This window comes from Streptomyces sp. NBC_00210, from assembly GCF_045160975.1.
Taxonomy (GTDB): Bacteria; Actinomycetota; Actinomycetes; order Streptomycetales; family Streptomycetaceae; genus Streptomyces.
In genome coordinates this window covers 7,600,383-7,622,650 of sequence record NZ_CP108120.1, presented here as the reverse complement: position 1 = coordinate 7,622,650, position 22,268 = coordinate 7,600,383, and the positions used below count along the sequence as shown (strand labels likewise).

Annotated in this window: 17 protein-coding genes; 9 read left to right on the top strand and 8 right to left on the bottom strand. The window is 71.3% G+C overall.

From position 1 onward, the window contains the following. Nucleotides 1–18 precede the first annotated feature (18 nt). The 6 genes from OG729_RS34505 (at nucleotide 19) to OG729_RS34480 (ending at nucleotide 6,372) form a co-directional block, all read left to right on the top strand. Nucleotides 19–1,527, top strand: a complete 1,509-nt coding sequence (locus OG729_RS34505) for an aminotransferase class I/II-fold pyridoxal phosphate-dependent enzyme (protein WP_405809865.1) — start codon at nucleotides 19–21, stop codon at nucleotides 1,525–1,527. Nucleotides 1,528–1,647: 120 nt separating this feature from the next. Further along, a complete protein-coding gene (locus OG729_RS34500; RefSeq protein ID WP_405809863.1) occupies nucleotides 1,648–2,403 on the top strand; it encodes an SDR family NAD(P)-dependent oxidoreductase in 756 nt (251 codons plus the stop codon). A 76-nt stretch (nucleotides 2,404–2,479) separates the two neighbouring features. Beyond that, nucleotides 2,480–3,565, top strand: coding sequence for an exo-alpha-sialidase (locus OG729_RS34495; protein WP_360870978.1), 1,086 nt, complete (start codon nucleotides 2,480–2,482; stop codon nucleotides 3,563–3,565). A gap of 35 nt (nucleotides 3,566–3,600) precedes the next feature. Then, nucleotides 3,601–4,278: a uracil-DNA glycosylase gene (locus OG729_RS34490; protein ID WP_405809862.1), complete on the top strand. Its 678-nt coding sequence runs from the start codon at nucleotides 3,601–3,603 to the stop codon at nucleotides 4,276–4,278. Further along, complete coding sequence (locus OG729_RS34485; protein WP_405811381.1) at nucleotides 4,263–5,300, top strand: N-acetylglucosamine kinase; 1,038 nt, start codon at nucleotides 4,263–4,265, stop codon at nucleotides 5,298–5,300. The genes OG729_RS34490 and OG729_RS34485 overlap by 16 nt, the downstream gene beginning before the upstream one ends. Nucleotides 5,301–5,451: 151 nt before the next feature. Beyond that, nucleotides 5,452–6,372, top strand: coding sequence for a sirohydrochlorin chelatase (locus tag OG729_RS34480; RefSeq protein WP_405809861.1), 921 nt, complete (start codon nucleotides 5,452–5,454; stop codon nucleotides 6,370–6,372). Nucleotides 6,373–6,504: 132 nt separating this feature from the next. Here OG729_RS34480 and OG729_RS34475 read toward each other — a convergent pair whose 3' ends face one another. From OG729_RS34475 to OG729_RS34465, 3 genes are all read right to left on the bottom strand, one after another. Continuing rightward, on the bottom strand, nucleotides 6,505–7,554 hold the full coding sequence (locus OG729_RS34475; protein WP_405809860.1) for a lactonase family protein: 1,050 nt from the start codon (nucleotides 7,552–7,554) through the stop codon (nucleotides 6,505–6,507). A 70-nt stretch (nucleotides 7,555–7,624) separates the two neighbouring features. Next, on the bottom strand, nucleotides 7,625–8,764 hold the full coding sequence (locus OG729_RS34470) for a nitric oxide synthase oxygenase (protein WP_405809858.1): 1,140 nt from the start codon (nucleotides 8,762–8,764) through the stop codon (nucleotides 7,625–7,627). 130 nt (nucleotides 8,765–8,894) lie between these two features. Beyond that, entirely contained in the window at nucleotides 8,895–10,397 is a 1,503-nt protein-coding gene (locus tag OG729_RS34465; RefSeq protein ID WP_405809856.1) for an FUSC family protein, read from the bottom strand. A 324-nt stretch (nucleotides 10,398–10,721) separates the two neighbouring features. Between OG729_RS34465 and OG729_RS34460 the strand changes: the two genes are divergently transcribed. Both OG729_RS34460 and OG729_RS34455 read left to right on the top strand, forming a co-directional pair. Continuing rightward, a complete protein-coding gene (locus OG729_RS34460; RefSeq protein ID WP_405809854.1) occupies nucleotides 10,722–11,561 on the top strand; it encodes a VWA domain-containing protein in 840 nt (279 codons plus the stop codon). Then, the gene (locus OG729_RS34455; protein WP_405809853.1) at nucleotides 11,558–12,355 is read left to right on the top strand and encodes a hypothetical protein; all 798 of its coding nucleotides are present in this window, start codon (nucleotides 11,558–11,560) and stop codon (nucleotides 12,353–12,355) included. Before OG729_RS34460 ends, OG729_RS34455 begins: the two co-directional genes overlap by 4 nt. A 4-nt stretch (nucleotides 12,356–12,359) precedes the next feature. Here OG729_RS34455 and OG729_RS34450 read toward each other — a convergent pair whose 3' ends face one another. Genes OG729_RS34450 through OG729_RS34435 form a run of 4 tightly spaced genes read right to left on the bottom strand, consistent with a single transcriptional unit; the run spans nucleotide 12,360 to nucleotide 20,468 of the window. Next, nucleotides 12,360–13,298: a hypothetical protein gene (locus OG729_RS34450; RefSeq protein WP_405809852.1), complete on the bottom strand. Its 939-nt coding sequence runs from the start codon at nucleotides 13,296–13,298 to the stop codon at nucleotides 12,360–12,362. Beyond that, the gene (locus tag OG729_RS34445; protein WP_405809850.1) at nucleotides 13,295–14,428 is read right to left on the bottom strand and encodes a hypothetical protein; all 1,134 of its coding nucleotides are present in this window, start codon (nucleotides 14,426–14,428) and stop codon (nucleotides 13,295–13,297) included. Before OG729_RS34445 ends, OG729_RS34450 begins: the two co-directional genes overlap by 4 nt. After that, entirely contained in the window at nucleotides 14,425–17,868 is a 3,444-nt protein-coding gene (locus OG729_RS34440; RefSeq protein WP_405809848.1) for a hypothetical protein, read from the bottom strand. Before OG729_RS34440 ends, OG729_RS34445 begins: the two co-directional genes overlap by 4 nt. Next, the gene (locus OG729_RS34435; protein WP_405809846.1) at nucleotides 17,865–20,468 is read right to left on the bottom strand and encodes a hypothetical protein; all 2,604 of its coding nucleotides are present in this window, start codon (nucleotides 20,466–20,468) and stop codon (nucleotides 17,865–17,867) included. Before OG729_RS34435 ends, OG729_RS34440 begins: the two co-directional genes overlap by 4 nt. A 206-nt stretch (nucleotides 20,469–20,674) precedes the next feature. Here OG729_RS34435 and OG729_RS34430 point away from each other — a divergent pair, with 206 nt between their 5' ends. Further along, nucleotides 20,675–21,469 (top strand): septum formation family protein, encoded by a 795-nt coding sequence (locus OG729_RS34430; protein ID WP_405809844.1) that lies wholly within the window; start codon nucleotides 20,675–20,677, stop codon nucleotides 21,467–21,469. Here OG729_RS34430 and OG729_RS34425 read toward each other — a convergent pair. Further along, a complete protein-coding gene (locus tag OG729_RS34425) occupies nucleotides 21,414–22,262 on the bottom strand; it encodes a trypsin-like peptidase domain-containing protein (protein ID WP_405809842.1) in 849 nt (282 codons plus the stop codon). The two genes, OG729_RS34430 and OG729_RS34425, sit on opposite strands and share 56 nt — an antisense overlap. Nucleotides 22,263–22,268: the final 6 nt, after the last annotated feature.

The window sequence follows — 22,268 nt, the reverse complement described above, 5'->3', positions numbered from 1 at the left end:
GCTGCCAGTGTCTCGTACATGACCACGAGCACCGCCCCTCCGGCCAACGTCCGCCCGCCGACCGAGCCACAGCTCATCGCCCCGTACGCCGAGGCCCTCAGGGCGCACTCCGAGACCGACTGGCTGCGACTGAACGTCCCCGGACACAGTGCCGCGCCCCATCGCTTCGGCGCGCTCGCCGAGTTGGTGGGATCCGCGCCACTGGCGCTCGACGTCCCTCCGCTGCTCGACGGAATCGACCTCGGTCCCGGCAGTCCCCTCGACCGCGCTCTCGTCCTGGCCGCCCAGGCCTGGGGCGCCCGGCGCACCTGGTTCCTCACCAATGGGGCCTCGCAGGGCAATCGCATGGCCACCCTCGTCTCGCGTGCCCTCGGCGAGACCCTGGTCGTCCAGCGAAGCGTGCACTCGAGCGTCATCGACGGACTCGTCCTCTCGGGCCAGCGGGCCGCCTTCGTGCAGCCGTCCGTCGACCCGTCGCTCGGCATCGCGCACGGCATCACCGCCGACGATCTCGCCGACGCGCTCGCCGCCCACCCGGGGGCGGCCGCCGCGTATGTCGTGACGCCCAGCTACTTCGGGGCGGTGGCCGATGTACGAGCCCTGGCGGAGGTGTCGCACCGCGCGGGCGTCCCGCTCATCGTCGACGAGGCATGGGGAGCCCACTTCGGCTTCCATCCGGACCTGCCGGCCAACGCCCTCGCGCAGGGGGCGGACATCGTCGTCTCGAGTACGCACAAGCTCGGCGGCAGTCTCACGCAGTCCGCGATGCTGCACCTGGCCGACGGCCCGTTCGCGGATGTGCTGGAACCGCTCGTCGACCGGGTGTTCCACCTGACCCAGTCGACCAGCGCCAGCTCCCTGCTCCTCGCCTCGCTGGACACCGCGCGGCAGACTCTCGCCAACTCGGCCGACGCGATCGCCACGTCCATCGAGGCGGCCGACGCCATGCGCGCCGCCGTGCGCGCGGCGGGCCGGTTCTCGGTGGTGAGCGACGACTTCGGGCGTTTCGCCGACATCGCCGCCGTCGATCCACTGCGTGTCGCGATCAACACGCGGACCGGCGGGATCCGTGGCCACGAGGCGCGCTGGCAGCTCATGAAGCACCATCAGATCCTGGTGGAGGTGGCGACGGACGCGGCAGTCGTGGCCGTGGTCGGCGCGGGCTCGGCCCCGGACACCGCCCGTTTTGTACAGGCGCTGCACGCCCTTCCGGATCTGCTCGCTCCGTCCGCGGCGCCCCCGCGACTACGACTGCCCGAGCCGGGCCCGGTCCGGATGACCACCCGGGAGGCCTTCCTCGCCCCCAGCCGGGCCGTTCCCGCCGACCGGGCAGTCGGCCGCATCAGTGCCGACACGCTCTCCGCCTATCCGCCCGGCATCCCCAATGTGCTGCCCGGCGAGGTCATCACCCCGGAGCTCGTCGACTTCCTCCACCGCACGCTCACCGCGCCGACCGGATACGTACGGGGTGCGGCGGACCCCGATCTCGCCACCTTCCGCGTGGTGGACACTCCCGCACACCGCTGAGGCCGCGGTCGGCCTGATCACGCGGGCGGCGGACACATGCGGTCAACTGGTAACGGCGGCACCGATGAGTTCCGGGGCCGCGACCGGTCTGCACTGAGTGGTCCGTACCGAGGAGGCGTCGTGCTGCTCGAGAACAAGAACGCCGTCATTTACGGGGGCGGAGGTGCGATCGGCGGTGCGGTCGCCCGCGCCTTCGCCCGTGAGGGTGCCCGCGTCCACCTCGCAGGACGCACCCGCAAGAGCCTGGAGGAGGTGGCCGAGGCCATCCGCGCCGCGGGTGGCGCGGCCGAGACCGATCAGGTCGACGCCCTCGACGAGGCGGCGGTCGACCGGCACGCCGACGCCGTGGCCGAACGGGCCGGCAGCCTCGACATCTCGTTCAACCTGATCTCGTACGGGGATGTCCAGGGGACGCCGCTGGCCGAGCTGGCCCTCGCGGACTTCGAACAGCCGGTGCACAACGCCGTACGCACCATGTTTCTCACCTCCAGGGCCGCGGCACGGCACATGATCCGGCAGAAGTCCGGGGTGATCCTCGCCTTCGGCGGCTACGGCGACCCGCCGCGCAACCACTTCATGGGCGGCCTCCAGGTGGCCTTCGGGGCCCTGGAGTCCCTCCGCCGGAATCTGGCCGCCGAGCTCGGCCCGCACGGCATCCGTGTCCTCGCGCTCCAGACGGGCGGCGTGCCGGAGACGATCCCCACGGGTTTCGACTGGGCGGACGCGATCACCGAGGAGATCGCGGGGCAGACCCTGCTGGGGCGGCCGGCATCACTCGCCGACGTGGGGAATGCGGCCGTCTTCGCCGCCTCCGACATGGCCCGCTCGATGACGGCCACCGCAATCAACATCACCGGCGGCTCCGTCGTCGACTGAGCTGTCAGTGGGCGGGTGCAGACTTGCCCCATAACCGAAGCAATCCGTAACAAAGGCGTCCAGGAGGCACAAGGCAATGACCGACGTACTTCTGACCGTAGGCACTCGAAAAGGGCTCTTCATCGGCCACCGGCGCGGCGGCACATGGGAGTTCGACGGCCCCCACTTCAATGCCCAGGCCGTCTACTCGATCGGGATCGATGCACGCCGTGCCGTGCCCCGGCTGCTGGTCGGCGGCGACAGCGAGCACTGGGGTCCTTCGGTGTTCCACTCCGACGACCTCGGCAGAACCTGGGTCGAGCCACCGAAACCCGCCGTGAAGTTCCCCAAGGACACGGGGGCGTCCGTGGAGCGGGTCTGGCAGCTGCATCCGGCCGGCCCCGCCGCGCCGGACGTGGTGTACGCGGGCACGGAGCCGGCCGCGCTGTTCCGCTCGGACGACGGCGGGGAGACCTTCGATCTCGTACGGCCGCTGTGGGAGCATCCGACCCGTTCGAAATGGGTGCCGGGCGGCGGCGGTGAGGCGGTGCACACCGTGGTGACCGACCGCCGGGACCCGCAGGCGGTGACAGTCGCGGTGTCGGCGGCCGGGGTGTTCCGCTCCAAGGACGGCGGCGCGAGCTGGGCGCCGTCCAACCAGGGGGTTGCGGCCGTCTTCCTGCCCGACCCCAACCCGGAGTTCGGCCAGTGCGTCCACAAGATCGCGCAGGACGCGGGCGATCTGGACCGGCTGTATCTGCAGAACCACTGGGGTGTGTACCGCAGCGACGACGCGGGAGCCAACTGGACCGACATCGGCGCGGGCCTGCCCTCGGACTTCGGCTTCGCGGTGGCCGCCCATCCGCACCGTCCCGATACGGCCTATGTCTTCCCGATCACGGCGGACATCGACCGGGTGCCTGCCGGACGGCGCTGTCGTGTCTACCGTACGAACGACGCGGGCGGCAGCTGGGAGGCACTGTCGGCCGGGCTGCCCGAGGGTGATCACTTCGGCACGGTGCTGCGGGACGCGCTGTGCACGGACGACGCCGATCCGGCCGGGGTCTACTTCGGCAATCGCAACGGCGAGGTGTACGCGAGCGCGGACGACGGGGACAGCTGGCAGCTCCTCGCCTCGCATCTGCCGGATGTGCTCTGTGTACGGGCTGCGGCCATGGGTTGAGAGGCGTGGTCGCCGCACCAGTAGAGTGACGCCCCGTGGCAGCACGACCGTTGAAAGAAATCGTCGAGCCGGGGTGGGCCGATGCCCTCGCGCCGGTGGCCGAACGCATCGCAGCGATGGGCGACTTCCTGCGCACTGAAATCGCGGCGGGACGCACCTATCTGCCCTCGGGGCCGAATGTGCTGCGGGCTTTCCAGCAGCCCTTCGATCAGGTGCGCGTCCTGATCGTCGGTCAGGATCCGTACCCCACGCCCGGGCATGCGGTGGGGCTGAGCTTCTCGGTGGCCCCCGAGGTGCAGCCGGTGCCGGGCAGCCTGGACAACATCTTCCGGGAGATGCACGCGGACCTTGGGCACCCCCGCCCCTCAAACGGGGACCTCACGCCCTGGACGAAGCAGGGTGTGCTGCTGCTCAACAGGGCGCTCACCACCGCTCCCCGCAAGCCCGCCGCGCACCGCGGCAAGGGCTGGGAGGAGGTGACCGAGCAGGCCATCCGGGCCCTTGCCGCCCGCGGCAGACCCCTGGTGTCGGTGCTGTGGGGACGTGATGCCCGCAATCTGCGCCCACTGCTCGGCGACCTCCCGGCGATCGAGTCCTCGCATCCTTCGCCCATGTCCGCGGACCGCGGCTTCTTGGGCTCGCGCCCGTTCAGCCGGACCAATGAACTCCTCGAACGCCAGGGGGCACAGCCGGTCGACTGGCAGCTCCCGTGACCCACGGCCGCGGGAGCTGGGTGCTCGGGGTGGACTCCGGCGGCTCCGGGCTGCGTACGGCGCTCGCCCAGGCGTCCTCCGGGGAGCAGGTCGAGACCGCAGAGTCGCGCGAACCGGTGCGCACCGGCAGCGGCGGCATCGACGCACAGCATCTGCTGGACCAGTTGCTGCCGATGGCGCGCGGTCTGCTGGAGAAGGCCGGCGGCGGCACCCTCTCCGCGGTCGCGATCGGCGCCGCCGGAATGGCGACGCTCGGCGGCAGGCTGCGCGCCGAACTGCCCGGGGCGCTGGCCGAGTCGCTGGGTGTACGCCGTCTGGCGCTCGCCGCCGACGCGATCACCGCGTATGCCGGGGCGCTCGGCCAGCGCCCGGGGGCCGTGGTCGCGGCGGGCACCGGAATGATCGCGATCGGCACGGATCTGTCGCAGTGGCACCGGGCCGACGGCTGGGGCCATCTGCTGGGCGACAGCGGCGGCGGCGCGTGGATCGGCCGGGCCGGTCTTGAGGCCGCCCTGCGCGCCCACGACGGGCGACGAGGAGGCTCGCCCGCGCTGCTGGCGCGGATGACGTCGGTGCTGGGTCCGGCCGAGGAGGTGCCGGGCCTGCTCTACCCGCGCTCCGACCGGCCCGCGGTGCTCGCCTCCTTCGCGCCGGAGGTCGGCCGGTGTGCGGCGGACGGCGACGAGGTGTCCACGGGCATCCTCGCCGCGGCCGCCCGGCATATCGCGGAGGCGGCCGCGGCGGTCTGCCCGCCCGTCAAGGGTGCACCGGAGGAATGCCACGTCGCGCTCACCGGTGGCCTGTTGAAGTTGGGTGACCCGCTGCTCGTACCGCTGAGGGCGGAGCTGGCCCGGCAACTGCCGTACGCACGGCCCGTGTCCACGGCCGGCGATCCGCTCAGCGGCGCGCTGTCCATCGCGGCCGCGCTCGCCACCGATTCACTGCGGCTGCCGCTGCATCCGACGCTGCTGCACGTGCCGACAGAGACGCTGCCGCATGTGCCGACAGAGCTGGACGGTTAATGGCCTGTCGTCCGGATCTTGCCGGGCTCGCGGCCTAATCCGAAAGACAGGCCCCAGGCGTACACCATTCATCGGATAAATGTGGACAGATGACGCTTGAGTGCCCCCTCCCCGAACAGCAGTGACCCCAAAACCAGTAGCATGCGGCGCCATGAGCTCCCCCACTGGGCCCGCACCCGGCCTGCCTGTACGAATGCCGCGACCCCGCCAGTCCGGGCGGCACCGCCGCCCGGAACCCGTGGCGGCTCCTGAGGGCGCGCCCGCGCTCGTGCTCGCCGTTCCGGGCGCTCCCGCGCCCGCCACGCGCAGCCTGGCCGAAGAGGTCATAAGCATCGCTCGTTCCGAGCTGCCCGGCCTCGAGGTGGGCATCGGCTACCTCGACGGAGACGACGCCGAGTACCCCACGCTCGAAAGCGTCCTCGCACACACCGCCGCCCGGCGCACCGAGCGGTACGAGATCGCCAAGGCCGCGGGCCGTGAAGTTGCCGCGCCCGAGGGGCCCGCCGCCGTGGTGGTGCCGCTCCTCGCCGGACCGGACAACGCGCTGATGCGGCGCATCCGCCAGGCCGTCATGGACAGCCGCGCAGCGGCCGAGCTGACGGACGTCCTCGGTCCGCATCCGCTGCTCGCCGAGGCCCTGCATGTGCGGCTCTCCGAGGCCGGTCTTGCGCGCGCCGACCGCGCCCGGCTGTTCACCGTGGCCACCGCCGCCGACGGCATCATCCTGGCCACGGTCGGCGGCGACGAAGCCGTCCAGGCGGCCGGGATCACCGGCATGCTGCTGGCCGCGCGCCTCGCGGTGCCGGTGATGGCCGCCGCGCTCGACCAGGAGGGCGCGGTCGGCGCGATCGCCGAGCAGCTGCGCGGCTCCGGCTCGATGAACCTCGCTCTGGCCCCGTATCTGGTCGGTCCCGAGCTGCCCGAGGGTCTGCTGGATGCCGCCGCGAAGGAGGCCGGCTGTGCGGCCGCCGAGGCGCTCGGCGCGTACCCGGCGATCGGCAAGCTGGTGCTTTCGCAGTACACGACGACGCTGGGCATCAGCCCGCAGCCGCAGGGCTCGCCCTCCCTCTAGAGCCATCCTGAGGCCGTCGCGCCGAATGCCTCAGCGAGGTTCTGCCCTGCGTAGACGAAGGGCCCGCACCGTGAATCGGTGCGGGCCCTCGCGCTTGCACTGCGGTGCGGACACGGCCGTACGGCCCCGTGGTCAGGCGAAGATCACGCAGGAGGCCGCGGGGGCGGACAGGGAGCCCGCCCGGCGCGGAATGCCACTGCGCGGGTCGATGTCGAACCAGGTGACATCCCCGGAGCGCTCATTGGCCGCGTACAGCCTGCGTCCCGTCGGGTCCAGGGCCAGGTCCCGCGGCCAGCGCCCGCCGCACGGCACCGTAGTGACCAGCTCCGCCTTCTCGCGCGTCGTGTCGAGCGTGAGGACGGCGATGCTGTCGTGGCCGCGGTTGGCCGCCCAGAGGTAGCGGCCGTCGGGCGAGACGACCACCTCGGACGGGTGGACCGGCCCTGAAACGCCGTCCGCCACCACCGGCGTCTCGCCGAGCGGTTCGAGGACCCCGGCGTCCGCGTCCCAGCGGCAGACGGTGAGGGTGGCCTCCAGCTCGTTCAGCACATAGGCGTGGCTGCCCGCGGGGTGGAAGGCGAGGTGCCGCGGCCCGGTCCCGGGACGCAGCGCGGTCTCGCGGTGCTGGGTCAGCTCGCCCGCCCGCGGATCCAGTGCGCAGATCCGTACGGAGTCGGTGCCGAGGTCGACGCCGAGCACCCAGCGCCCGCTCGGATCGGGCAGCACCTGGTGCGCGTGCGGGCCGCGCTGCCGGTCCGGGTGCGGGCCCGCGCCCTCGTGCTGCAGTACGCCGCTGGTGGCGCGCGGCACCCCGGCAGCCCCGACGGGGAGCACGCTGACACTGCCGGAGCCGTAGTTGGCAGTCACCAAGTGGCCCCCGGCGAGAGCGAGATGAGTGGGTGCGTCGCCGCACACCGGGACCGTGGCGCCGATCGGTTTCGGCGCGGGACCGCTGATGTCGAAGGCGGCCACCGCACCCTGAGCCGTCTCGGACACGGCATAGAGGACGGGCCCACCGGACCCGGTCGCGAGGGCGAGGTACGAGGGATCCGCGACGGCGTCGCTGAAACCCGTCTCCGTCAACGCGCCGGTCCGGCGGTCCACGGCCACGGCGATGATCCCGCGGCCCCCGGCCGAGGTGAACGACCCGATGAACGCCCGTCCGGCACCCTTGTCACCCACAGCGTTTCCCCTCTCCGCCATCGTCTGCGCCCACTGATCGCGTGCTGTCCGGCCGACGGTAGCAGGCGGTCTAGACCAACTCGGTCCATGCTCCCCCTTCGCCGCGGGCGCGCGCCTGCGCCTCGGGGTGGTGGACATAGGCGGGCCGCCATTGGGTGGGGTCGTACGTCCGGTGGAAGACGGGTGTCGCGGAGCCCGAGATCGGTGGCACGATCCACGACCAGTCGGCGCCCACGGCGCGGCCCCGCCTCTCCTCGCGGTCCAGATGGGTGAGGAAGCGGCGCGATTCGGAGTGGTGGTCGGCGACCGTGACGCCCGAGCGGTCGAAGGAGTGCAGCACGGCGCGGTTCATCTCGACGAGCGCGCGGTCCTTCCAGAGCGAGCGGTCGTCGCTGGTGTCGAGGCCAAGGCGGTCGGCGATGAGCGGCAGCAGGTCGTAGCGGTCACAGTCGCCGAGGTTGCGCGCGCCGATCTCGGTGCCCATGTACCAGCCGTTGAAGGGAGCGGCCGGGTAGCAGACCCCGCCGATCTCCAGGCACATGTTGGCGATGGCGGGAACGGCGTTCCAGCGCAGGCCCAGGTCCGCGAACCAGCTCTCCTCCGGGTGGTGCAGCTCCACTTCGAGCACGGTGTCGCGCGGCAGTTCGTAGTAGCGCGGCTTGCGGTCGCTGTCCTCGATGACGAGGGGCAGCAGGTCGAAGGGCGTGCCGGGGCCGCCCGGCCAGCCGAGGCGGAGGGCGAAGTCGGTGAGTCCGGCGTTGCGCGGGTCGCCGACCGCCGCGCCCTGCGCCGCGCCGTAGCAGGCGTACCGTACGAGCTGCTCGTTCCAGATCCGCGGCCCGGGCCGGTAGGGCGCGTCGGGGGCGAACACCGTGATCAGCGGGCGGATGCGACCGCCGTTGGTGGCCTCCCGCAGATGCTGGGCGGACTCGCGTGCCACGGAGTCGGCGTCGTCGATGTGTCTGCGGTCGCGTATGCGCAGGGAGCGCCAGTAGAGCCGGCCTATGCAGCGGTTGCTGTTGCGCCAGGCGACGCGCGCCCCGTAGTCGAGTTCGGCTCGGGTGTGGCGGTAGGTGCCGGTCTCGTCGATCTCCGCGCGTACGGCGGCGATCCTGGCCGTCGGATCTCCTGGCGCCTCCTCCCGGTGGAAGAGCCTGATGAAGTCCTCGGCCTCCTGGCGCAGTTCGGATCCGAACACAGAGTTCTGCATGGTGCGCACCCCCGGGCTCATGGAGGGACGTACGTGGATGCCGCTGTGGTTACCCCTTGAACACACTGATCCACCCTGTGTGTGCCACAGGAAATTGCCTCATTCACAGGCGGTATGCCTATTCCCCAGGTCAGGCGGCCACGAGAGGGGCTCGCGGAGAGGTACGCAGAGGCGCGTCGAGCTCCGCGAGCGCCTGCTCCAGCGCCTGGAGGTGACCGAGTGCCGCCTCGGCACCAGGGTGATGCTGCGGCGCCGGTACGGAGCCGAGCTGAGCCCCGCTCTGCCGGGTCGCGGGCGGCACCAGGGCGTGCACGGCGGCCTCGACACGCTGACAGGCGGCGGCCAGCCGTGCGTCGTGCGAGGCGGCCGGGTCGGCGGCCACGGCGGCGAGGCCGCGCACCTCGCGTGCGCAGTCGTCGAGCAGCACGATCACCCGGCGGGCGCGCGCCTTGCGGGCCCGTAGCGGGCTGAGCGGGTGGACCAGGGGCGCGACCGACATCCGCACCCGGCCGAGCAGCAGCTCCAGTTCGGCGGCGAGCGGTGCCGGGTCGGCCTGTTCGTCCCCGGCGAGACGGCGCGCCGCCGCGGTGGTGCAGCCGTGCACGCACTGCAGTGCGCGCCGGATCCAGGCGTCGGTGGCCGCGTGGGTGGTGACGGGCAGAATCAGCGCGACGCCGAGGGCAGCACCGAGCGCGCCGACCGCCGTCTCCTGGAACCGGAGCAGCAGCAGACCGGGGTGGAGGACGCCGAGAAGTCCGTACAGCAGTCCCGCCATGACGGTGACGAAGAAGATCATCCAGCTGTACGAGGGCGCGGCGGTGTAGAAGATGCCGAAGACGCAGACCGCGACCAGGGCGGCGGTGGGCGCGGGCGCGCCCGCGATCGGGATGGCGATCAGCAGGCCCGCCGCGATGCCGGTGACCGTGCCCACGACCCGGCGGAAGCCGCGGACCAGGGTCTCGCCTCGCGAGGCGGTGTTGACGAAGATCCACCAGGCGGTGCCGACGGCCCAGTACCAGCGGTCCGGGGAGATCAGCTGCCCGACGGCGAGCGCGATGGCGCAGGCGAAGGTCGCCTGGAAGGCCTGGCGTGTGGTGGGGCGGGCGAGTCCGCGGCCGGGCAGTGGGACGGGCGCGGCCGGCGGCGGCGTACGCCGCTCGATGGGCCACAGCCCGAAGCGGACCGCGGAGGTGGCGGCGACGGCCAGCGCCACCGCGCCGTACAGCTGCGGCAGCTGGGCGGGGACCGCGTGCAGGAACTGCGTGATGAAGAACATCATGAACGCGAAGATCCCCAGCGCGTGTCCGCGTGGGCCCCAGCGCCTGGCGTAGACGCCGCAGAAGACCACGGCGAGCCAGGCGGCGGCGCGCAGCAGCGGCTGTCCGTGCAGCGTGGTCGCCAGCGCGAGCACAGGGAAGCCGACGGCGGGCAGCAGAGCCGTGGTGACCGCCTGGCGTCGCACCGTCGGGTCGGCGACCGTGAAGAGCGCGAGGAGGGCCGCGAGGCCGCCCGTAAGGGATGCGATGAGGGAGAGCCCGGCCAGTTCGGCCGCGGCGACCGCGAGACCGGTGCCGAGCACGGCGCGCGTCGAGACGCGCAGTCGCACACGCCCGGGATCGGGCGCGACGAACATCCTCCTCAGCACTGCTTTCCCGCCCTCTTCGCCTCGGCATGAAAAAGGCGCCGCGGAATCCGCAGCGCCATCGACGGTTACATGACAGCATCCTCGGCTTCAGTGGCACAAGTGAGGCTCGATTTGGTGGGCCATTGGTACAGCAAACCATGATCATAGTTGGCCAGGAGCACGCCATCGGACCATGCCGGTGCGGCGGAGTCCTCCCTGCCAACCCCTTCGGCGATGCCCTCTTCCTCCGAGGTTCGGGCCCCTTGTCCGTCAGGGCAGATGACGCGAAGCTGGACAGCCACGGCAGAACAGGGCACTTGGGGGGAAGTTCTCGTGTACGAACAGGAGATCAGTCGGCGCAACCCGGGCTGCTTTCTCTTCCTTCTGGACCAGTCCTACTCGATGGGGGCCCCGATATCCGGCAGCCCGGCGCCGAAGTCATCCGCACTGGCCACCATGATCAACGAGCTGTTGTACGCCATCGTTCTGGAGTGCACGAAGGACTTCCAGGAGCTGCCCCGTCACTACTTCGACGTCGGGGTGATCGGCTATTCCGGGACGGGGGTCCGCCCTCTGCTGCCCGGCACCTCACGCCGTCGCGCTCTCGTTCCGGTGCACCAGTACGCAGGCACCGGCCGACTGGTCGAGCACTCTCACACGCTGCGCCGGCCGGACGGGACTGTGGTGGAGGAGCGGGCCACCGCACCGGAGTGGATAGCGCCGCTCAACTCCGGGATGACACCGATGTGCGCCGCCCTCGGCATGGCCCACAAGGTCCTGCGCGGCTGGGTGAAGCAGCACCGCTCATCGTTCCCACCGATCGTTCTCAACATCACGGACGGCGAGGCCACGGACGGAGATCCCCGCAGCGAAGCGCAGCGGATCACCCGGCTGACAACCGCCGACGGCGCTGCGCTGCTGTTCAACCTCCATCTGTCGGAGGCGAAGGGGGAATCGATCCCCTTCCCCGTCGTGCCGCCTCCCGGAGTGCCGCAGGCCGCGCTGCTTTTCGAGATGTCCAGCGCTCTGCCCGGCACCCTCGTGCAGGCCTCGGGGTACGGAGACCGCATCCGGCCCGGTGCACGCGGCTTCGTCTTCAACGGGGGCGCCGCATCCTTGATGGACTTCCTGCGCATCGGCACCAGCACCACATCCCTGATCGGCGAGCATTGAACGAGCTGGGTCCGCCGCCGACCCGAACCGTGCTGAGGTGCGAGGCCCTTGTCGTCCCCAAGGGACGGGCCAGTGAGTGCGAGGACGCGCACGCCTGGAATGCCCACCGGGCGGCGGTCTGCGACGGTGCCTCCCGGGCCTTCGCCTCGGGACGGTGGGCCACCGTGCTCGCCCAGGAGTTTCTCGTCACCGAACTCGACCGGTCGGGCGAGAACGAGACACACGTCCTCGACGGCTGGCTGGCACAGATCCGGCGACGCTGGGCCGAGCAGACCGCGTCGGCCACCGATGTGCCGGTCTACGTACGCGATGCCCTGGCCCGCGGGTCGGCCGCGACCTTCCTCGGCGTGGAAACCCGGGACGTGAGCTCGGACCGGCCGGGAGCCGCTCCGTTTCTGGAGTACCGCGCGTTCGCCGTCGGGGATTCGTGCCTGTTCCATCTCCGTGACGGATGGCCGGTCGAGGTCTTCCCCCTGGACCGGGCCGAGCAGTTCGACACCCATCCCGCGCTGGTGCCGACCAGGGCCGAACTGCTCGGCTCGCTCGAGCGGGTGCTCCGCCTCACCTCGGGTGTCTGCGGCCCGGACGACACCCTGCTGTTGGCCACGGACGCGCTCGCGGAGTGGGCTCTGCGGTCGGCGGGCGGGTGCAGCGGGGTCTGGACCTTCCTCGAGGGCGCGGACGAGGCCGAATTCGACGCCAGAGTAAGGGATTTGAGGGAGCGGCGGATGATGACTTCGGACGATGTGTCGCTGATCCGGTGCCGGGCGGTCTCCACCGCGTCGGGCACCTGAGGCCCTATGGGTGTGGCGGGCCGCCCGCGTCACAGGCACGCAGGACGTCCTCCAGCGGAGGTACGCGGGCCGGCGGTCCGGTGCACAGCTGGGCGAGGCGTTCGGTGAGCCGTCGTACCGCGGGGTCGGGCGAGCGCCGCAGACCCTTCCAGATCCTCGTGCCTCCCGGGGACAGCAGATCCTCGCGGGTGAAGAGGAGGTTCTCACCGGCCCGTCCGATGTCCCAGAGACCTGGGTCGGCGGCGAGCGCGCGCATCGAGAGCAGAATCACCAGGGCCGAGAAGGAATCCGCGTCGGGTCCCCACTGGCTGATGTCCCGGTGCGGATGCTGGTAGTTGCGGTGGCCGAACTCCGCGGGCGGCAGATGCGCGGCGAACGGCACCCAGACCGCGTCCAGGTCGACCAGGACGAGACGCAGGTCGTCGTCGACGAGCACATTGCCGTGCTGGAGGTCGCCGTGGCAGATCCGCGAGGAGGCCAGCTGCGCCAGCGCGATCCGCCAGTTGCCGGCGAGGTGGCACAAGGCCGCCGGGTCGTCCCGGACGGCGGCCACGGCTTCGTCCAGGAGTCTGCCCTCGACCCAGGGCATGAGGACGACGGGCCACCAGCGGTCCGACAGTCTGATGCCGTGCTCGACCCACTCGGCCTCGACCAGCGGGCTGCCGTGGTCGACGGGCTTGGCGTGCCGGTGGGCGACCAGTGCGCGGTACCGTTCGCCGCCGGAGGCGGGCTCGCGGGACATGCAGCGGATCGCGATGCGTTCTCCGTCGCGGGTGCGGGCCGCGAAGACGATGGCGTTACGGCCGGTGGAGGTCAGCGGCATGCCACTGGCGCTGAGCTGGATCTCGCAGTCGGCCAGCCGCGGGTGGCTGAAGACGGTGCCCGGCCTTCGTACCGCCGAGGCGTACTGCTGCTTGGCCGGCCAGGGCGTCGGGGCCGTCATTCCTTGCCCCGGTACACCACGCGACCGGGGAACACCTGATCGTCGACCCGCAGCCACAGCCGCAGGCATGTCAGCGTGTCACCCGGCCGTCCGCCGGCGCCGAGCCGGACGTCGTCGCCCTGGGTGTGGCTGCGGGCCTCCCGGTAGGGCCGGGCGGGCAGTACGGCTTCCACGTTCAGCCCTGTCGCCCGCATCTCACGGCACAGATCGAGTGCCACGCCATGAGACTCCTCCGCCAGACGCTGCCACCAGCTGCCGGGCGCACCGGGAGGCAGGTGTGTCACGGAACAGACGGCCTCGTCCGCGGAGACACAGGCACGCAGCCGCTCGGTGCCGCCTTGGGCTGAGCGTTCCATCAGTTCCAGCCGCCGGCTCAACTCCCCACGGTAGGCATGGCGTACCTCGTCCGTCACGAGCTGCGATGATCCCCCCGTCCACAGACGGTCGAGCAGATGGCACAGGGCTTCGTCGTACTCGCCCAGCGCGAGCACCAGCTCGGCGAGGTCGCGCAGTTCCACGGAGCTCTCGCGAGCGGTACGTATACCGGGCCGGCCGTCCGCGGAGGGCGGCAGCAGCTCCTCGTCGGCCCAGCCGCGCAGGGTCCGCCACGGGCCCTCGCCCGGCCGGTCCGCTTCGGCGGCCCGGCGCCGCCACGGCGCCGCGTACCGCTCGGGCAGTCTGAGCAGCGTGAGGTGGAACCAGCGCCGGTACCGGTCCTCGTCGCCCCTCCGGGCGTCGGCGTCCGGATCGTCGCCGGGCAGTGCGGCTCCCGCCGCGAAGTCCTCGGCCTGGGCGGACATGGCCAGTTCCCGGGCCAGGGCGGCGATGCCGGTGACCGGTGCGGGCGGCGGCTGCGGCGGCATGGGCGGAAGCGTGGAAGCCGTCCCGGACGGCACCTGACGGGCCGTGCGCGCCGGGAATTTGAGATCCGGCAGCCGGTCGAGTTCGGTGAGCAGGGCCGCGCATGCGGCAGCTCCCTCGTCGGCGGGCGCGGCGGCGAGGGCGGCACGCAGGATGCCGCGCAGCCCGTCGAGTCCCGCGGCGGCCACCGAGGCGATCAACGACCCCTCGGTCCGCAGCAGTTGATCCCACGGGCCGCTCGCCTCGGCGTCCGATTGGGGCGCGGTCACTGCAGGCCCGCGAAGGGATCGTCTTGTTCGTCCCGGTCCTTGTCCTGGACCGTCATCAGATGCCGGAGCACCCGTCCGGGCTCGCGTTCGACCTGCACCAGGTCACGTGCCTGCCAGTACGGGATTTCCGCGACGTGGACGCGAAGCGCTCCGTCGGCGTCGAGCGAGGCGACAAAGCGCGCACGTGTCCCGGGGGCGGTCTGGGGCCGCGCGAGCCGGCCGAGGGTGATCGTCTGTACGGAGTCCTTCTTGCGGGAGACGACCCCGAACTCCCACTCCCCCGATCCCGGGGGATCGGGAAGATGGCCGCTCACCATCGCACGCCGGACGGGTGCGTCGGCGGCGTCGGACTCGTGGAACGTCTCGGTGAATTCGCTGCCGGCGCTGAAGACTTCCGTCCCCTCACCGGCTTGGGCGGAGCCGGCGATGGTGTAGTTGACGTATACCGAGAGGGGTAGGCGGTCGGGCCGTTCGCCGCGGCTCAGCAGCCCCGCCTTGTGCATCCGCTGCCACACATTGACGGACGTGCCCTGGGAGCCGACCGTGAAGTGCGGTTCGCCGTGGGAGAAGTAGGCGAACACATCGAGGTCGACGGTGATCTCGTAGCTGACCCTGATCCGTCCGGGCCACACGCGTGCGTCGAGGACCGCGTCCGGCGGACCTCCGGGAAGCGGGCGTCCCGGCTCGGGGCACTTGAACTGGCCCCAGGTGATGTTCTCCGCGCCTTCCCTGACCCGGACGATCCGCACGGCGTCCTGGAGTTCCGTGGTCTCCTGCATGCGTACGGCAAGGACCGGCGGCTGCCCATGGGTGTGGGTCAGATGGTGCAGCACATCGTTCGCGTGGAACAGGGAGAGGTCGCCGGTCCCGTGCGCCAGCGCCAGTTCGAAGCGGCACGGCAGGGAGAAGAACAGGTTCTCGACATCGATCTGGACGACTGTGCGCCCCTCGTTCAGGGCCTGGACAGCTCCCGGGGCCGTGAAGGCGGCCTGGCGCACATGCTCGGCCCAGGCGGCTCCGATCGAGGTCGCCGTCTTGGCGTACTCCCGTTCCACCTCGATGTTCGCCGGATCCCAGTCGAGTTTCCGACCCCGCCCCAGCCGGCTCACCAGCACATCGCGCACCAGCGGCATGGCGCTGGTCTTCCCGGTGAGCACCACCCGGTCCAGCGGTTCGTCCTTCAGCAGCCGTCCTCGCAGCATCCCGTCCGCGAGGTCGGCGACATTCCTCAGATGCGGCTCGACGAGCTCCCGGAATCCGGCCGCGTCCAGTTCGAACGCGATGGATTCGCCGGGGCGCGGCCCAGCGCCGGTGGTCCCCCAGCCGAGGCTGTCCAGCAGACCGGAGAGCTCCTGCTCGCCGAACCGCATCGGCGACGGCTCGGTCCCCGCCGGGAGCGCCGAGCCACCCAGGTGGATCTTCGTCTGGTCGGCGAGCTTCCACAACTGCTCGAACGTCCAGCGGCGTTGGTCCTGTTCGCTGGCGGCCGCGTTCTTCCAGCGGGTCGGCACCGCGGCCTCCGCCAGTCGCCGGGCCGTGGCCTGCAGTTCCGGCTGCTTGGCGCGGGCATGGGCCGCCAGCCGTCCCGGTATGTAGTGGCCCGCCTCGTCGAGGTGGCCGGCCTTGGCGGCCTGCAGCTCGGAACGGAAGCGCTCGGGGTGCAGCGCGAGCAGGCGGTCCGCGAGCTCGGACTTCAGCCAGTGGAAGACCGTGAGGGTGAGCAGATCGCCGCCGAGCCTGGTGTGGCCGCTCGACCCGCGGATGGTCGGGGTGAGCGTGTAATGCCGGCCGAGCCGGTCCGCGTCCGAGCGGGCGAGCACGTCGAGCGGTGTGGTGTCCCGCAGGGACAGGGTCAGCAGCGCCATGTCGCAGGTGCCGCCCCCGACGTCCAGGGCGAGGATGTTCTGCGTCCAGGTCGCCCCCTGTCCGGCGGGGCGGGAGCGGGCGCGGAAGGCCTCGACTCCGATATTGAGGTCGCCGCCGAAGTCCCGCATCACAAAGAACATGACGGCCGCGATGGCCTCGTCGAAGTGCATTGACACACGGCCCACGCCCAGCCCGTCGGACACGAGCGACTTGAGCCTGCGCCGGACGTCCGGGGTGGCGACGGTCGGATAGGTCAGGACCAGGTCGTTGAGTCTTCCGGAGCCGATCCGGCCGTGGGCCTGCCCGGCGATGTAGCGGTTGGCCCGTTCGATCAGAAAGGCCAGCGCGGACTGGATCAGGGCGTCCGAGTTGAGGGGCGGATGACCGGGCAGTTCGTCGATCGTCCGCGGATTGCCCAGTCGTAGTTTCAGGCCGCGGAAGGCCGCTAGGGGTGCCTTCGGCGCGATGCCGGACAACGTCGTAGCCGAGCCCGGCAGCCGCTCCGGTTCGCCCAGGCGCACGGTGAGCGGGTTCGTCGCCAGCACCTCGAGACGACTGGACACATCTGCCGTACCGTCGCCGAGTTCGACGGGGAACAGCCGCATCTGCTCCAGCGGCGGCTCGGCGAAGGCCGCGTCGTAACAACGGTGCAGACGCAGCGCCAGTTCGGTACGGAGCAGATTGGAGCAGTCCGGGAGCCGCTGCTCCAGGAGCAGGCACAGCCGGAACAGGCCCTGGGCACCGGTCTCCGAGCGGATGCGGTCGGCGAGCCCCGTTGGCTCCGGTGCGCCGCCGCCGTCCATCCCGGCGGCGGCGAGAGCAAGAACGGACTCCCACTCGCCGACGACGATGTCCGGGTACGGCTCGCCCAGCACCTGGGCCAGCAGCCCCGCGCGCAGGCGCTCCACCTGCGCAGGTGAGAAGGGCTGCTTGACGTGGATCAAGGCGTCGTACAGCGTCACGGTCGAGTTCGACGTTCCGTAGTCGATCGCGGCATGCCCCAAGTACTCGCCGTCCTCGGACTCGGCGGACTCGGGGCGCTGGTGGGGCTGGTTGGGCTGGTTGGGCTGCCCTGCCGGGGGCTGCGGCACATGTGTCGCGCTCTCGGCTGCGGGGGCGCTCGGCGGCACCGCCTCGGGCGCCGCGAACGACACCGCGGTTTCCGTACTCGCCCGATAGGGGATGCCCCTGATCTCACGGCCGGTCAGCCGGTCGATGTGGAAGTACTCCACCTCGCACACGAGCCGGACCCACGCCATGCCGTCGGTGCTCACAAAGCCCGGATGGGCGACCGGCGGCGCCTGTACATCGAGCGTCCGGTCGAGTCGACGACCGCTGGGATCGACGCTCCCCCATGCGGCTGCCAGGCGGGCGCCCCAAGTCTCGGCCGACGCCCCGCTTGCCGGAGGCAGACCATCCGCCCGGCAGGTGAACCGCTCCACCCAGATGGGGGCGCCGCCGGGGTCACCGAGGTACAGCCGCACGGCGGGCAGCCGGTACTGCCCCTGGGCGTCGGGCCGCAGGCTCGTGACGCCCTGGCCGTTACCGCTGACGAATCCGAGATCGAGCGTCATGACATGCCTCCCCCGTGGAACACGTCCCCGTACTGTGCGCTGCCCGGGTCGACGGCGGCGCCGAACAGCGATCCGGCCGGACCGGAGTCCCATGCGCTGCGCTGCCACGAGTAGACGGATACGTCGGCGAGCAGCCGCAGTTCTTCCATGAACTGCGCCGATCCCGGCTCCCCGGCGGTGCCTCCCGCGACGGCGGTGACCAGGGCGTGGGCCAACTGCCCCGCACGCAGCTCGGCGATGAAGGAATCCGTCTCGTCCCTGAGGCGCTTCGACACGGTGCGCTGGGTCGCCGCCAGCCTGGTCAGCGACTGGTGGAGCACCATCGCCGTCAGGTCCCGCCGATGACGCGCTATCGCGGTCTGGTGCCGGGCCGCCGAGTCAGCGCTGGAGCCGAACGGGCTGTCGGGGTGCCAGGGAAGCAGGTGGCCCATCCGCAGCGGGAAGCGGTCCCGCAGTTCGGCCTCGTCCCCTCCGGTGCCCGGGGCCGACGTGTCATGGAGGACTTTCTCCGCCTCGTCCCGCAGCCACTGGAAGGATGTCGCACGCGACAACCGGCGAACGAGCGCCGGTCCGTCGGGGCCGGACCGCAGCTGCTCGAAGGCCTCCAGGGTGATCACCGTGCCCAGCTCGCGCGCCGCCTGGACCACGCGCTGCTGATGGGCGAGGAGCCATGCCTCCACCGCCGCCAGCAGCCGCCCGGCGTTGCGGGATTCGATCTCCCGGCACGAGTCGCGGAAGTCCGCGAAGAGTTCATCCGTGCGCAGCGGCGCGGGGCGGTCGCCCAGCAGGTACCGCGGGTCCACATGCTCTTCGTGTACGGCGTCGAGCAACCGGCCCCAGGAAGGCCAGGCGTAGACCTTCTCCGCCGCGTCCCGCTCCACCTCTTCGAGAAGCGTCACGGCCGGTGTGGTGCCCTCCCGCTGCCGGTGCAGGCGCCGCGCGTCGAGAAGTTCCGTACCGGCCGTGTCCCGCACCGTCGACCATACGGAGATCAGCCCCGTGAGCCGCCGGCGCACCTCGGTCTCGGCACGGTGGTCCGCACGGCCCTGGCCGCCGGACGCCTCCAGTGCGGCATGCAACTCCTTGAGCGCCTGTGCCGCGTTGACGCGCCGGTCGGCGAACTGGCCCATCCGCAGGGCCACTCCGTGTTCCGTCACATGGTCGAACAGACAGCGGCGCAGCCGCGCCAGACCGCCGTCGTCCGCGAAGGCCGTCAGCATCCGGCCGAGACCGCTGCCCACGTCGTCGGTCTCCAGCCGCGCGCCGACCGCCTGCCATAACGCGGCCGACTGATCGGCAAGTGGCAGCTGTGTTTCCAGGTGGCGCGCGTCCCAGAAAGCCTTGCCGACCCTTTCGCGCCAACCGCCGACGCTCAGCGCCCGCATCGCGGAGGTGAGGACGATCCGGTCGTCGCGTCCCCGCGCCACCAGGCGCCCCGCGCCGGCGAGCAGGTCCCGCAGCGCCGGGGTCCCGTCGAGGAGCCGGTCCCGGGTCAGCGGCTGGCCGTCGTACACCAGGTAGGGCCCCAGTGTCGCCTTGCTCACCCGCAGTTCGTGGAAGCGGCTGATCACCGCGAGCACGGAGTTCTCCATCGCGTCGGGCCGCTGCGCGGCCTGCCACATGCGCATGATGCGCTCCGGCGTGTCCGTGGCGCCGCCCGTGGTCTTGAGCAGGATCAGCAGCGTGTGCACCGAGCGCAGCTCCGCCCCGCAGACGTACTGGTCCCGTACGGCACTGAAGGCGTTGTTCAGCCCGGGGAAGTCGAGAAGAAGCAGCTCCCCGCCGGGGAAGTCGTTCAAGTCCCATACGGACGGGGCTACCTGGACTTCCCGGACGACCCTGCGGACGAGCGGCAGTGTCGCCCTGAGCAGTTCGGCGGTGATCCCGTTGCCCACGGTGCGGGGATCCAGCGCCCGGTATTCGGCAGGACCGGGCAGGACGACCGCCGACCGGGCCAGCGTCTCGTTGAGCTCCGCCGTGAAGCCGAGCAGCGGGCGGCCGAGCGCACGAGCCCGGTTCAACGCCTCGTCCATCAGGTCGAGTTCGCCGAGCACTCCTGCCATCGGTTTGGCCAGGTCGCCGCTGAGGTGCGCATCGCGAAAGTGAACCAGCTCCCGGCAGTCGGGTTCCTGGAACTCCACCTGCCGCAGCTGCGCTGCCGTCCGCGCGTCCAGGCCGCTGTCCTGGGCCTGGTCGGCCATGGCGTCGCGCAGATGCCGCAGATAGGCGAGCGCCTGCGGTTCGGTGAAGTACTCGACGCGTACAGCCGACTCGGAGGATGCGCGAACCTCCGGCCCCGCCGCCTTGGCGTGGATGACTGTGACATTGCCGGTGACCGCTTCGTCGCCGACCGGGAGCAGCTCGGGCAGGCCGAGGAGCAGTCCGAGCAGCAGCGACTTCCCGGCGCTCAGCTCACCGGCCAGCCCGATGCCGAACGGGGACTGCGCGCTCTCCGCGGCCTGCCGCAGCGCTTCGAGGGCCCGGCGATGGGCGGTTCGTACGGCCGGGTCGCTGCCGGCCCCGACCGGTTGATGACGTATGAGCAGTTCGATCAGGCCTGACGCGTCCAACGCGCACCGTGCCAGCTCCCCCAAGGACACGCCGAACCTCCCGCCCCCCGCCGGCCGCTCCCACGGCCGGCGCACGATCCGCCCCCGAGTGGTGGGGCACCTACCGTAGAGCTCTGGAATGCCCGAAGAGAACCGAATGAGAAAAGAATCTTCGTCTTTGTAAGGATCAAGAACTTCCTCCGCATTTCTTCACCATGTCCCCGCGACGAAGCCGGGCGGCCGTGCACCATGACTGCATGGCACCGCCCGATGCCCAACCACCCGACGAGCCGCGGCAGGAGCCGCCGTACTGGCCCTGGCCCGGCGAGCAGATTCCCTATCAGCGCCCCGAACACCCCACCGTGGGCGAGCACTTCATAACGGAGGACTCCCCGTCACCGCGCCGACCCCGGCGCCGCTGGCTGCCGATCGGGGCAGTGCTGGTCGCGGTCGCGGGCATCGCCACCGCCGCGCTGCTGCTCACCCAGAGCGGTGAACCCGGCCCCGACGACAGTGCCGGCGTCACCGCAGGCATCCTCGATGAGCCGGATGACACCATCACGCCGACGACCAGCGAGCCCCAGGAGACGACCAGCGAACCCTATGAGACGACCGATCCCCCGTACTCACCGTCCTCGGAAGACCCCACACCCACGGAGGACGAAGATCCCTCGCCCACTGAGCCGCAGGAGGTGTACGTCGACGACCTGTCTGTGGGCGACTGCGTCGACGAGGCGTCGAGCACCAATTACTACATGATCGTTCCGTGCGACGGTGAACACGAGCGGCAGACACTCGACTTGGCGACCCTCGACGACCGTGCGGAGTATCCGGGCGAGGACGTGGTCGCGGAAGAGGCCGACGCCCTGTGCTGGGACGCCTACTATCTGGCCTCCCGGGACTGGCCTGCCGAGGACGAAGAACTGCTCAATTACGGCAAGGTGACGCCCGGCAGCTCCACCTGGGCGAACGGGGACCGCACGGTCATCTGCTTCCTCAAGACCCTCGACGGAAGCGCGCTCCAGCAGGACTGGCTCGGCGGCAGCAGCTGAGAGCTGCCGCTCCACTCCCGGCGGGTGAGCGGAACCGGTCCGGGATGACGGCCAACCGCACTCCCAACACGATCCCCGTGCTCCCCGCGTCCGGCACATCACGCTGCCGGTCGAGCGCACCGACACCTGTCAGGATGCCCACCGCACGGCCGGTCCGCGCAGCGATCACCGCGGACCCTGACGATCCGGGCGGCGGTGCCGGACCCAGCATGGTGACCAGCCCGGGCTCCTGCGACTCCTGGACGGTGAGGTCCAGGGACGCCTGCACGGTCGACACGGCTCCCCCGACGAGCCACCCCACCAGCGTTGCCCTGTCGCCCGGTTCCGGCACGTCCCACTGGGGCTTCGCCACCCAGGGCCAGTCGGCGGACGAGTGGAACACCGCGATGTCGTGATCGGCGCTCAGATGGGCGAGCGACAGTTCCAGGGTCACGCCGTCGGGCAACTTGACGCGGTACGCGGCCAGTTCGTGCGTCACATGGGCGGGCGTGGCCCAGACGCCCTTGCCGATCTGGAGCGCATTCGCAGTGCTGCGGAACGGACCGTTCTCCGGTCCGCTCAGGAAGGGGCGGACGGCACGCGACACGGCCCGGGCACGCATCGGGGCGAGGACATCGGCGCGGAGTACGTTGGCGCCCGAGAGCACCGCGATCACCGCCGCCGCGGGCGACACCCAGGTGTCCAGACCCATCACGGGTGCCAGACCGGCGAACACACCGGCGGTGACAAGTATCAGCGGGGCCGCCCCACCCTTGAGATCCGCGGCCATTCGCCGCGCCGCGCTCAGCCTCATGACCAT